This window comes from Lacimicrobium alkaliphilum (genome assembly GCF_001466725.1).
GTDB lineage: Bacteria > Pseudomonadota > Gammaproteobacteria > Enterobacterales > Alteromonadaceae > Lacimicrobium > Lacimicrobium alkaliphilum_B.
Map to the genome: position 1 here is coordinate 1,231,165 of NZ_CP013650.1, position 12,238 is coordinate 1,243,402.

Genomic DNA, 12,238 nt, shown 5'->3' on the forward strand with positions numbered 1-12,238 from the left:
ACCTTTAATTTTCAGCGGTGACTCTGGCACGCTGTACTACTTTATCAGGGGCCCGGGCCAGTTGCTCAAAGCGTTTGTCGAGCAGGTTTTTCAGCGCAATCAGAAGGCCCATACCAATAAAGGCGCCGGGCGGTAAAATGGCCAGTAGAAAGTTATTGTCACTGTGGAAAAAGGTGATCAATAAGGATTTGGCCCAGTCACCGAGTAAAAATTCAGCCCCGACAAACAGGGTGCCATAACCCAGCAACTCGCGCATGGCACCGAGTAACACCAGTACTATTGAGAACCCCAGTCCCATCATCAGACCGTCGAAGGCGGCGAACTTAACCGGATTTTTTGACGCATAAGCTTCCGCCCGGCCTATGATGGCGCAGTTTGTGACGATCAGCGGAATAAAAATACCCAGTGCCAGATAGAGGTTAAAGGTAAAGGCATTCATCAATAACTGCACTATGGTCACAAAGGCGGCGATAATCATCACGAAGATAGGAATACGGATCTCATTTGGCACCCAGTTACGTACCAGTGAGACGGTGGTATTGGAGCCGATTAACACTAAGGTGGTGGCCAGCCCCAGACCCAGCCCGTTGATCAGGGTGCCGGTCACGGCCAGCAACGGGCAAAGTCCCAGCAGTTGCACCAGAGCCGCATTGTTTTTCCACAGGCCCTGATGGGAAAGGGTTTTATACTCACTCATGCTGACTCTCCTGAGGATTCTGAGGCAGGCACTGATTCCCGGCCTGATAGAGCTCACTCTGGCGCTGTGTTACAAAAACCAATGCTTTTCTCACAGACTCCACCACGGCTCTGGGGGTGATAGTGGCACCGGTAAACTGATCAAAATCGCCACCATCTTTGCGTACGGCCCAGCTTTTCTGGTTGCTATCGGTCAGGGACTTGCCGTCAAAGCTTAATATCCAGTCAGAAATCCGCCTTTCTATTTTATCTCCCAGCCCCGGTGTTTCTCTGTGCTCCAGCACGCGCACGCCACTGATAATACCATCAGCACCGACACCGACAATCAGGCGAATATTGCCGCTGTAGCCATTTGGCGTCATGGTTTCAATGGCCAGTGCCTGTGGCTGGCCATCGAGTCTGGCCCGATAGACAGTCTTTGGCTCTGCATTACCCAGCAACTCTGAATTGACCACCAGGGTGCAGTCATGCTCCAGATCATTATCGTGCCAGTGGGGCGGAATAATGCTGTTAAGGGTTTTTTGCAGCTCGTTGCGCTGCTGTTGTTGAATAACCGGACTGGTAAAAAAATCTGTCAGTGCAATCAGGCCCGAGGTTACCAGCGCAAAGGCGGCCAGAATATAGCCATTTTTCTGCATACTTCTGGTCATGACTTTTTCACCTTTTGTCTGGCGCGACTGTGGCCATAAGTTCGCGGCCGGGTGTAATAATCGATCAACGGCACCGCCATATTCATCAGTACAACGGCAAAAGCGATGGCATCGGGATAACCGCCCCAGGTGCGGATGATAATAATCCAGACACCAATAAAGGCACCGAAAATCAAGCGGCCTTTATTTGTGGTGCTGGCTGACACCGGGTCCGTGGCAATAAAAAAAGCGCCGAGCATGGTGCCGCCACTGAGCAGATGAAACAATGGTGAGGCAAACAGATCGCTGTTACTGATATGCAGAATACCGGAAATCAGCGCCATGGCACCGAGCATACTCAGCGGGATATGCCATTTAATCGCCCGGACTTTGAGCAAAAACAGGCCACCGGCCAGATAGGCCAGATTAATCCAGTACCAGCCTGCGCCCAGCCCGTTGCTGAACTCAGGTTTGTCGAGGGCTTCGGTATAGGTCAGTCCCATGCCTAAATCGGTTTTTACACTGTCCAGCGGTGTCGCCATGGTGTAACCATCGGCCAGACTGCGCACCTGATTGAGACTGTAACCTTCGGCGGTAAAACCGGTAAAGATCAGGTAGCAGGCATCCAGAAAATCATAGCCCCTGGCAGCCAGTTCCTGCGGTGGCAGCCAGGCTGTCATGGCCACAGGGAAAGACACCAGCAGGGCGATATAAGCCGCCATGGCAGGATTAAACAGGTTAAATCCTAGCCCGCCATAGAGCTGTTTGACGATAGCGATGGCAAAGAAAGCGCCGATAGCCACCACCCACCACTCGGCCAGCGGCGGCAAACACAAGGCCAACAGCAAGGCGGTCAGTAGTGCACTGCAATCAGACAAGGCCTTCTCAAAGTCTTTTTTACGGATCTCCAGAATCAGCGCTTCGGTGCCCAGGGCAACGACGGCGGCGATAGCAAACTGAATCAGTGTGCCCCAGCCGAAAAACCATAACTGGGCGGCAAAACCCGGTAATGTGGCGTAACAAACCAGGCGCATTAACTGTGCCGTGCTGCGCTGATGATACTGGTGGGGCGAACTGGTTACAGCGGTGTTCATGATGAGTCTTTATCCTTCATGGCTTTTTTAGCCTTGGCTCTGGCAATGGCGGCAGCCACTTTCTGTTTCTTTTCTTTATCAGCGGATATTAATGGTGTATCGCCGTCGGAGCTTGTCTGCTCCGGCTCTTTTTGGGTCTGAGCCGCTTGCTTTTTCGCTTTGGCACGGGCCACCGCAGCGGCGACCCTGGCGGCTTTATCCTCTGCAGGGGGGCCTGAATCCTGACTCTGTTCAGCCGGTTGTTGTTTTGCCGCCTGTTTTTTGGCTTTGGCGCGGGCTACCGCAGCTGCAACCTTACTCGCTTTATCATCCGCAGGGGAGCCGGAATCCTGATTCTGTTCAGCCGGTTGCTGTGCTGCCGCCTGTTTTTTGGCTTTGGCGCGAGCTACTGCAGCAGCCACTTTACTGGCCTTATCATCCGCAGCCGGGCTGGCGCCCTGATCTCCCCGGGCAGTATTTTCCTGAGCCGCTTGCCTTCTGGCTTTTGCCCGTGCAATCGCGGCGGCCACTTTGTCTGAGGTCCCAGCGGCGGGTTGTTCAACGTCTTGTTTGGCTTTAGCTCTGGCCAGTGTCGCCTCTACCCGGGCCCGGTTGTCACCGCCATCTTTTTCCATGGCCGCTTTTCTGGCTTCACTGGCTCTTTGGTGACGGGCTTCCCGTTCGGCTTTTTCCTGCTCCAGTCGCTGTTTTCTGGCTTCAAACCGCTCCCGGGCCTTGTCGGCCTTTTGTTTTTCCTCTTCTTCGGTGCGTATTTCTGCCTTGGCAATACGGTAGTAATGTACCAGTGGGATTTTGCTCGGACAGACGTAGGCACAGGCCCCACATTCAATACAGTCAAACAGGTTATAGTCTTTGGCCTTATCCAGCTCTTTGGCCTGTGCATGCCAGAAAAGTTGTTGTGGCAGCAGCTCAGCGGGGCAGGCATCGGCGCAGGCACTGCAGCGAATACAGGGCTGTTCGTCAGCGGCTACCGGCATTTCCTGCTTATCGGGTGCCAGAATACAATTGGTTATTTTAACCACTGGCACCTGTGTTGAAACCAGTTCAAAGCCCATCATTGGCCCGCCCATAATCAGCTTTTGCCGTTCTGCCGCTTTGATGCCTGCATGCTCAAGCAAGTGGGCTACGGGGGTGCCGAGCAACGCCCAGACGTTTCCCGGATGTTGCAGTGCCCGGCCGGTAAGAGTGACAACCCTCTGTAGCAGGGGTTTACCGGTAAAAATGGCGTCGGCAATGGCATAGCAGGTGGCCACATTCTGCATCACCACACCGACATCCACGGGCAGACCGTTGTGCGGTACTTCCCGTTCAGTAAGCATCTGGATCAGCTGCTTCTCGCCACCGGCAGGGTACTTGGTGGGCACTGAGCAGATAATGTAATCAGGGTTTTCCTGACAGGCCACCTGCATCGCATTGATGGCCTGAGGCTTATTGTCCTCAATGGCAATCAGCACATACCTGGGGTTCAGAAGATGGCAGAGAATGTCAATGCCCTGGCGGATCTGCCAGCTATGTTCACGCATCAGGCGATCATCGGCGCTGATATAGGGCTCGCATTCCACTCCGTTAATGACCAGAAATTCGATGTCTTTTTTCGGAGATACCTTGATATGGGTCGGAAAACCGGCGCCACCCAGACCACTGATGCCAGCCTGGCAGATGCTTTCCAGCAGTTTAGCTTTAGATTGCTGGCGGTAATCCAGCATGGGTGTCAGTTCGACCCACCGTTCTTCACCGTCAGGGGTCAATTCGACAGTCAGTTCCGGTAATCCTGAGGGGTGAGCGGAAACATGTTCTGTGATGGCGGTGATTTCACCCGATGTGGAGGCATGTACCGGCACAGCAAAAGGGTTCATACTCTGAGTCAGGGCCTGACCTTTGTCGACCTTGTCCCCGACGGCCACTTTCAGTTGTCCCTCCACGCCAATATGCTGCTTTACCGGTATAAAGAGTTTATCTGGTAAGGGGATCCGTGCGATTGGCGTCTGATTGGACAGCTCTTTGAACTGCCCTGGATAGACTCCCCCCGGAAAGTCCGAGAAGCTGCCCTGGCGAATTTTTTCTATCAGTGACTGCAATGGAAATCCTATTAATCAGACCATGGTTATTCTACGTTTTTGACGGCAATACTGTTTAATTGCCAGCGCCAGGATGAAACTGTGGGTTTGAGCGGCACCATATCGATACAATCGACCGGGCAGGGATCCACACAGAGATCACAGCCGGTACATTCCTCAATCAGCACAGTGTGCATCTGTTTGGATGCTCCGACTATGGCATCAACCGGACAGGCCTGAATACACTTTGTGCAGCCAATACATTCATCTTCGCGGATGTAGGCGACCTTTTTGTTGTCTTCTTCACCATGAGCACTGTCCAGGGGCTTAGCTTCCACACCCATCAAATCGGCCAGATGTCTTATGGTCGCTTCACCACCGGGTGGACACTTGTTGATTTCATCCCCCTCGGCAATCGCCTGAGCATAGGGACGGCATCCGGGATAACCACATTGACCACACTGAGTTTGTGGTAAAATCGCATCGATCTGATCCACCAGTGGATCACTTTTAACTTTGAAACGGATTGCGGCATAGCCGAGAATCAGACCAAATATCAGTGCCATTGCACCGATAGCAATCAGGGCAAACAACACCGGCATCAGAGTTTAACCAAACCGGTGAAGCCCATAAAGGCCAGCGACATCAGGCCCGCGGTTATCATGGCAATGGAGGCGCCTTTAAATGGGGCCGGGACATTAGCGGCCGCCAGCCGTTCACGCATTGCGGCAAACAAAATCAGTACCAATGAGAAACCCAGCGCCGCCCCCAGACCATAGATGACGGATTCAATAAAATTGTGCTGTTCACGCACATTTAACAGGGCAACTCCGAGTACTGCGCAATTGGTGGTGATCAGAGGCAGAAAAATACCGAGCAGACGGTACAGGGTCGGGCTGGTCTTATGCACCACCATTTCAGTGAACTGCACAACCACGGCGATCACCAGAATAAAGCTCAGGGTGCGCAGGTAGCCGATATCCAGTGGTAACAGGATATAGTGCTCAATCAGATAACTGCTCAGAGACGCCAGTGTGAGTACAAAAGTGGTGGCCATGGACATGCCGATGGCAGTTTCCAGTTTATTGGATACCCCCATAAAAGGGCATAACCCGAGAAAATTCACCAATACAAAATTGTTTACCAGCACCGTGCCAATCAGCAACAGCAAGTATTCAGTCATGCCTCAGTACAGAGCCTTATCAGTGCGTTAAAAATCCGGCGCCCATTATCCGTATTTATGCGCTGTTTAACAACTTGATATTAAAACCAATTACATTAGATAACTGAACGACTCAGAGCGAGTCAGAAGGGCTTAGGTCAAGGCGACGTTTTACTCCGGGCATCCATGCCCTCCGCCTTACGGCCCTCCTTCGGATGTTCAAAGATTTTCCCGAAATCTTTGTGAAGGCATAGTGGTTCTACGTCAAGAAGCGGCAACGCAGAGATAAGCCCTTCTGGTCGCTCCCTGCGGGCGAAGCTAAAATGCCCCCTGGCTTCGTTATGGTCCTTTGATTTAGACCCACTAGACCTTCAGGACCATGCCTTGCCAGAGAACATTTTAGCGCTCGCTGAGTGATCAATTATCTAGTGAAATTGGTATCCGGGTTATTCTGATGGAAGTTGTGCATAAAAGTGCACACTTTGCCGACTCATCAATCGTTTTGAGAAAGATGGCTCCCCCTCCCCGACTCGAACGGGGGACCTGCGGATTAACAGTCCGTCGCTCTAACCAACTGAGCTAAGGGGGAAAAGCAGGATAGATATGCAAGGAATTTGGCTCCCCCTCCCCGACTCGAACGGGGGACCTGCGGATTAACAGTCCGTCGCTCTAACCAACTGAGCTAAGGGGGAGCAGAAAATTACCCTGATAGATTGAAATGTTTCAGCTTCGAACAGATTCGAGGCTGTTTTCAACGGATGCGAATATTAATGAGGCCCTCTGTGACTGTCAACAGCGGATGTCATTATTTTTCCGCCTTTCTGCGTTTCTGGCTGTTTGCTGAACAATAATATTAATTTTCGCTGAGCGGGGGGAGGTAATGGCAGTGAAAAGCGGCGTGAAATTTATAAAGTACGCATATATTAAGTGAGATAGTTATTCGATTTTAATATTATAATCTGCTTGTCATCTGTATGGATAAACAGGGTTTAACAAAACCGTAACATTGCTATCCGGGGCATAAGGTTAGTGTTGACTTACAAAATTTTGTCCACAGTAACGCACAGCGGGCGTGGTGATTGGCGAGTAAGAAGTTATCCACTAAATCTGTGGATAACTATGTTGATGAAATGGTCTGAAAACCTGCAGTGCCTATATCCTCGCTGTCAATAGGCTTGCCACAGAATCTGATAAAATAATATAAAGTTAATTTAAAACAATGAGTTATGTTTCTGTTGGGGTTTGCCGGAATAAATTGGTCAGCTAATGCACGATTATTCCATTGACTTGTTAGTTATTTACCTTGCCTCTGCATAAAATTCCAGCCAAAACAGCTTTTTATTGGTCGTAATCAGTAACTCTGTGTTGTTGCAGGAAATTTCTCCGACCTGTGCTTTTGGCTGTCTGTCGATCAAGCCATGGTTTTCTTACCGGCAGTCACCTATCATATCGCTCCCTCATCCATCTCAAGAGTGATCCAGTGAGTCAGACCAGTAAGCCCGATCTGCTAAACAGCTCTATCCCCGGCACGTTGCGTCGTATGACTGTGCCGATGATTCTGGGCATGATTATGCTGATGACATTTGGGCTGGTAGATACCTTTTTTGTCAGCTTATTGGGTACAGAAGAACTGGCCGCTATCAGTTTTACCTTTCCGGTTACTTTTACTCTGATCAGTCTGAACATAGGTCTGGGCATTGGCACCTCGGCCACTATTGCCCGATATCTGGGGTCGGGGAAATCCTATCTGGCCAGGGAGTTTGGCACCGGGGCACTGATGTTGTCGTTATTGTTGGTAGGCAGCCTGGCAGTGATTGGCTTTTTGACTGTTGATCCCATTTTCCGTCTGCTTGGGGCCAGCAGCGAACAGATGGTACATATCAAAGACTACATGTATGTCTGGTATCTGGCAGGCGTTTTCCTGGCGTTTCCTATGGTGGGTAATTCGATTCTGCGGGCCGCCGGTGATACCAAGACCCCCAGTATCATTATGGCCGCCGGTGGCTTGATTAATGCGGTGCTGGACCCTTTGCTGATATTTGGTTATGGCCCTGTTCCTGCGCTGGGAATTCAGGGCGCGGCCATTGCGACTATGATTGCCTGGGGCAGCGGCTGTGCTTATATTCTGTATTTACTGGTTCACAAGCGCCAGTTGATTCTGCCAAGGTTGCTGACGTTGCCGGAGTTTCGTCAGACCAGTAGCGAGATCCTTAAAATTGGTTTGCCCGCAGCAGGGGCTAATATGCTCACGCCCATTGCAAATGGTATTCTTACTGCTATTGTTGCCACCTATGGCGCTGAAGCGGTGGCCACCTGGGGGGTTGGCAATCGTCTTGAATCCATCGCTTCTATTGTGATCCTGGCGCTGTCGATGAGTTTACCTCCCTTTATCAGCCAGAATTATGGTGCCGGAAAGCTTCATCGGGTTAAACAGGCCTATATGTTGTGTATTGGTTTTGTACTGATATGGCAGTTACTGATATTCGTGCTGATGTGGCTTGCCTCACCTTATATTGCCATGGCCTTTGCCGAAGAAAAGAAAGTGGCCGAGCTAATCCAGCTGTTTCTGTTGATAGTGCCCCTGGGATATGGGCTTCAGGGAGTGATTATTCTGACAAATTCATCTTTTAACGCCTTGCACAGACCCATGAGCGCGCTGTGGCTGAGTATTTTACGCTTGTTTGTATTCTTTGTACCCATTTCCTATCTCGGCAGTCTTGTTTATGAGCTGGCCGGGATGTTCTGGGCAGGGGTGCTGGCAAACCTGATGACCGCTTGTGTGGCTTTTCTATGGTTCAGACACCGGTTAGAGTACGAGCAGAAACTCCATGATCAGAATGTCCGGGAAGTGATGTCATGAGCAGAGGATTTGAACTGGTATCGTCCTATAAACCGGCCGGCGATCAGCCCAAAGCCATAGAAGCACTGGTGGAAGGGCTGAATGACGGCCTTGCGAGCCAGACGTTGCTTGGTGTAACCGGCTCCGGCAAGACCTTTACCATGGCCAGCGTGATCAACCATGTGCAGCGCCCGACTCTGATCCTGGCGCACAATAAAACCCTGGCGGCACAGCTCTATGGAGAGATGAAAGAATTTTTCCCTAACAACGCTGTTGAGTATTTCGTTTCTTATTATGACTACTACCAGCCAGAAGCGTACGTGCCCACTACCGATACCTTTATTGAGAAAGACGCCTCCATTAATGATCATATTGAGCAGATGCGGCTGTCGGCCACCAAGGCGCTGATGGAGAGGCGGGATGTGGTGATCGTATCCAGTGTATCGGCTATCTATGGTCTGGGTGATCCCGAGTCTTATATGAAAATGCTGCTGCATTTGCGTCAGGGCGATCTGATGGATCAGCGCGATATTCTGCGCCGGTTGGCAGAACTACAATACACCCGCAATGATGTGAATTTCGAGCGCGGTACCTTCAGGGTACGTGGTGATGTGATTGATATTTTCCCGGCAGATTCTGATCGTGAAGGGATTCGGGTTGAACTGTTCGATGAAGAGATCGAGAAGATCAGTCTGTTTGACCCGCTCACCGGTGCGGTTGAGCGCTCTGTGGTCAGGGCCACGGTATTCCCCAAAACCCACTATGTCACGCCGCGGGAAAAGATCCTCGATGCCATAGAGAAAATTAAGGTGGAACTGGCAGAACGCCGTGAACAACTGAAATCGGTCAATAAGCTTATTGAAGAGCAGCGTATCAGCCAGCGTTGTCAGTTTGATATCGAGATGATGCTGGAACTGGGCTATTGCTCAGGCATTGAGAATTACTCCCGCTACTTGTCCGGCCGGGCGCCCGGCGAGCCACCACCGACTTTGATCGATTATTTTCCTGCCGATGGGTTGTTGTTCATTGATGAATCCCACGTCACGGTTTCGCAAATCGGTGCCATGTACAAAGGCGATCGCTCACGTAAGGAAACCCTGGTGGAATACGGCTTTCGTCTGCCCTCGGCGCTGGACAACCGGCCCCTGAAATTCGATGAGTTTGAGGCGCTGTCACCGCAGACGATTTATGTGTCGGCCACCCCCGGGAATTATGAGCTGGAAAAATCCGATGGGGATGTGGTGGAGCAGGTGGTAAGGCCCACAGGTCTTATCGATCCGGAAATTGAAGTGAGGCCGGTGGCGACTCAGGTGGATGATTTATTATCTGAGATCCGGTTGCGTAGTGAAGTTGATGAGCGGGTGCTCGTCACCACACTGACCAAACGCATGGCCGAAGATCTGAGTGATTATCTGGATGAACATGGGGTAAAGGTGCGCTATCTGCACTCGGATATCGATACGGTAGAGCGCATGGAGATCATTCGCGATCTGCGTCTGGGCAAGTTTGATGTATTGGTGGGTATTAACCTGCTGCGGGAAGGTCTGGATATGCCGGAAGTGTCGCTTGTGGCGATACTGGACGCGGATAAGGAAGGCTTTTTGCGCTCTGAGCGTTCATTGATCCAGACTATGGGCCGGGCGGCCAGGAACCTTAATGGCAAGGCCATTCTGTATGGCGATGTGATCACCGGCTCTATGCAGCGGGCCATTGATGAAACTCAGCGTCGTCGGGAAAAGCAGATTGCCCATAATCTGGCTCACGGGATCACGCCGACCAGCCTGAACAAGTCGGTGACCGATGTGATGGATCTGGGAGGCAGTTGGATTTCCAACAAGCGTCGCAAGGTGGCCGAATCTGAAAAGCAATATCAACTGCGCTCACCCGATGAAATCATGAAACAAATCAGTGATATAGAGTCAAGAATGTTTGAACATGCCAAGAATCTGGAATTTGAACAGGCGGCGGCATTGCGTGATGAAGTGGAAGCCTTGCGTCAGCGACTGGTGGCCCTGTCGTAAAAGATACGCGGCAAGCCGGCAGAACAGTTTGCATCTGTAGCAAAAACGGGTGTAGTATGTTTTGGCATACCTATAACAAGATCTGAAAATTATGCTGAACAGACTACAAGAATCCGACATCAAGCTGCTGCGCGTATTTTATGCCGTAGCCTCCTGCAACGGTTTTACCGCTGCCGAGCCGGTCTTGCGTATGCAGAGGCCGAATATCAGTGCGGCGATCAAAAAGCTGGAAGAGCGACTGGATCTGGTGCTTTGCCATCGTGGTCGGGGCGGGTTTCAGATGACCAAAGAAGGTGAGGTGGTCTTCCAGGAAACCAAGCGTATATTCAATGCCTTCGACAACTTCGTGTTTAATCTCAAGAGTCTGCATGATGACTATTCAGGACATATTACGCTGGTATTGATGTCCAGCCTGCCACTGAAATTGTCTCAGGCGGTGAGTAAAGCGGTCAAAAGCACCATGCAGAAATTTGACGATATTCACTTTAATATTCAGACCCGTCTGTACAATGAAATTGAGCATGTGGCGCTCTCAGGTGAATGTCACCTGGTGGTATCAAGCTATGATATGGTCAAGCCAGAGTCGCTGGTTTTCCATCCTCTGGGGGTGAGCAATACCGGCCACCTGTACTGTCATGAATCTCATCCGCTGGCCAAGTATACCGGTGATTTCCCCGACTCTGTGCGGCTGGAGGATTATGCCTCGGTGGGCATCACCGGCTTGTCCTCGTCTAATTATGTGAATGAGCAGCAACGCATGGCTATTCACACCTTCTCAGACTCCTTTGAAAGCTGCCTGTCAGCGGTGCTGACCGGAAATTACCTGGGGCTGCTGCCTGACTCGCTGGTACAAAGCAATGCCCAGGGACTTGGGCTGGTAGCCATAGGCGGGGAGGCGTTTCGGTTTAACCATGAGTTTTTCGCCATCAATGGCAAAAATACCATTCTCAACCCGGTACTCAAACACTGCATTCGCGAGCTGAACTATTTTGCTCAACAGGAGTGATGGCGACGGCAGGTCTGGCTTTAGCCCCACAAAAAGGTTGAAGAAGCAACGCCTGTGGGCATAGATAGACTCGTTCTCTGCTTTGTACTGGTATTACTTGCGTAGCCCATCAATTGGGCCTTCCATTTATTTCACCACGAAGAACACAAAGGGCACGAAGCTTAAAAATTCCATCCTTCGGTTCGCGAGACACTACATCCTTGTATTCGCTTTCCATCCTTCGTGGTTCTTCGTGACCTTTGTGGTGAAGTCGTCCTATTTAGTGCGGGCCAGATAAGTGTCCAGTTTATTGGCGAAGGCTTGTTTGTCGGCCTGACCTAAAGGCGGCGGGCCGCCTGTATGGGCGCCACTGGCGCGCATGGTATCCATAAAGTCGCGGATATTCAGACGTTGTCGCACATTGCTTTTATCCAGCCACTCTCCACGGGGACTCAGTACCAGGCAGTCCTTTTCAATCACCTCCGCTGCCAGCGGAATATCGCTGGTAATAATCAGATCCCCTGCTTCGGCCCGGCGCACGATTTCATCATCTGCAACATCGAAGCCGCTGGACACCTGTAGAGACCGCACATAACGACCATTAGGAGTGCGCATGGGTTGGTTGGCTACCAGTATGGTGTCGGTTCTGGTGCGCTCGGCGGCTCTGAACAGAATCTCTTTGATGGCGACCGGGCAGGCATCGGCATCGACCCAAATTGTCATTATTAGTCCTTACTTGTTATGAGTGGCGGCAG

10 protein-coding genes and 2 tRNA genes are annotated in these 12,238 nt (G+C 51.2%); 3 read left to right on the plus strand and 9 right to left on the minus strand.

What is annotated here, in order from left to right:
• Positions 1-4 precede the first annotated feature (4 nt).
• From AT746_RS05560 to AT746_RS05595, 8 genes are all read right to left on the minus strand, one after another.
• The gene (locus tag AT746_RS05560) at positions 5-697 is read right to left on the minus strand and encodes an electron transport complex subunit E (protein ID WP_062477604.1); all 693 of its coding nucleotides are present in this window, start codon (positions 695-697) and stop codon (positions 5-7) included.
• Positions 690-1,346 (minus strand): electron transport complex subunit RsxG, encoded by a 657-nt coding sequence (gene rsxG, locus AT746_RS05565; protein WP_062477607.1) that lies wholly within the window; start codon positions 1,344-1,346, stop codon positions 690-692. The genes AT746_RS05560 and rsxG overlap by 8 nt, the downstream gene beginning before the upstream one ends.
• A complete protein-coding gene (rsxD, locus tag AT746_RS05570) occupies positions 1,343-2,419 on the minus strand; it encodes an electron transport complex subunit RsxD (protein ID WP_062477610.1) in 1,077 nt (358 codons plus the stop codon). Before rsxD ends, rsxG begins: the two co-directional genes overlap by 4 nt.
• Positions 2,416-4,497, minus strand: a complete 2,082-nt coding sequence (rsxC, locus tag AT746_RS05575; protein ID WP_335338207.1) for an electron transport complex subunit RsxC — start codon at positions 4,495-4,497, stop codon at positions 2,416-2,418. The genes rsxD and rsxC overlap by 4 nt, the downstream gene beginning before the upstream one ends.
• A gap of 26 nt (positions 4,498-4,523) precedes the next feature.
• On the minus strand, positions 4,524-5,078 hold the full coding sequence (rsxB, locus tag AT746_RS05580; RefSeq protein ID WP_062477617.1) for an electron transport complex subunit RsxB: 555 nt from the start codon (positions 5,076-5,078) through the stop codon (positions 4,524-4,526).
• Entirely contained in the window at positions 5,078-5,659 is a 582-nt protein-coding gene (gene rsxA / locus AT746_RS05585; protein WP_062477620.1) for an electron transport complex subunit RsxA, read from the minus strand. Before rsxA ends, rsxB begins: the two co-directional genes overlap by 1 nt.
• Positions 5,660-6,150: 491 nt before the next feature.
• Positions 6,151-6,227, minus strand: a tRNA-Asn gene (locus tag AT746_RS05590).
• A 26-nt stretch (positions 6,228-6,253) separates the two neighbouring features.
• Positions 6,254-6,330: transfer RNA gene (locus AT746_RS05595), tRNA-Asn, on the minus strand.
• Between the two features lie 848 nt (positions 6,331-7,178).
• On the opposite strand from AT746_RS05595, the gene AT746_RS05600 reads away from it, so the two are divergent.
• The 3 genes from AT746_RS05600 (at position 7,179) to AT746_RS05610 (ending at position 11,504) form a co-directional block, all read left to right on the plus strand.
• Positions 7,179-8,498: an MATE family efflux transporter gene (locus AT746_RS05600; protein ID WP_082633163.1), complete on the plus strand. Its 1,320-nt coding sequence runs from the start codon at positions 7,179-7,181 to the stop codon at positions 8,496-8,498.
• Positions 8,495-10,498, plus strand: coding sequence for an excinuclease ABC subunit UvrB (gene uvrB / locus AT746_RS05605; RefSeq protein ID WP_062477623.1), 2,004 nt, complete (start codon positions 8,495-8,497; stop codon positions 10,496-10,498). Before AT746_RS05600 ends, uvrB begins: the two co-directional genes overlap by 4 nt.
• Positions 10,499-10,589: 91 nt before the next feature.
• Complete coding sequence (locus AT746_RS05610; protein WP_062477627.1) at positions 10,590-11,504, plus strand: LysR family transcriptional regulator; 915 nt, start codon at positions 10,590-10,592, stop codon at positions 11,502-11,504.
• A gap of 255 nt (positions 11,505-11,759) precedes the next feature.
• Here AT746_RS05610 and AT746_RS05615 read toward each other — a convergent pair whose 3' ends face one another.
• Positions 11,760-12,206, minus strand: a complete 447-nt coding sequence (locus tag AT746_RS05615) for a YaiI/YqxD family protein (RefSeq protein WP_082633164.1) — start codon at positions 12,204-12,206, stop codon at positions 11,760-11,762.
• Positions 12,207-12,238 lie beyond the last annotated feature (32 nt).

What these genes read in the sequence shown, in the direction of transcription:
- AT746_RS05600 (WP_082633163.1), top strand. Translation starts at nt 7,179, where the DNA reads ATGACTGTGCCGATGATTCTGGGCATGATTATGCTGATGACATTTGGG.
- AT746_RS05610 (WP_062477627.1), top strand. Translation starts at nt 10,590, where the DNA reads ATGCTGAACAGACTACAAGAATCCGACATCAAGCTGCTGCGCGTATTT.
- rsxG (WP_062477607.1), bottom strand. Translation starts at nt 1,346, where the DNA reads ATGACCAGAAGTATGCAGAAAAATGGCTATATTCTGGCCGCCTTTGCG.
- rsxD (WP_062477610.1), bottom strand. Translation starts at nt 2,419, where the DNA reads ATGAACACCGCTGTAACCAGTTCGCCCCACCAGTATCATCAGCGCAGC.
- rsxA (WP_062477620.1), bottom strand. Translation starts at nt 5,659, where the DNA reads ATGACTGAATACTTGCTGTTGCTGATTGGCACGGTGCTGGTAAACAAT.
- uvrB (WP_062477623.1), top strand. Translation starts at nt 8,495, where the DNA reads ATGAGCAGAGGATTTGAACTGGTATCGTCCTATAAACCGGCCGGCGAT.
- rsxB (WP_062477617.1), bottom strand. Translation starts at nt 5,078, where the DNA reads ATGCCGGTGTTGTTTGCCCTGATTGCTATCGGTGCAATGGCACTGATA.
- AT746_RS05560 (WP_062477604.1), bottom strand. Translation starts at nt 697, where the DNA reads ATGAGTGAGTATAAAACCCTTTCCCATCAGGGCCTGTGGAAAAACAAT.
- AT746_RS05615 (WP_082633164.1), bottom strand. Translation starts at nt 12,206, where the DNA reads ATGACAATTTGGGTCGATGCCGATGCCTGCCCGGTCGCCATCAAAGAG.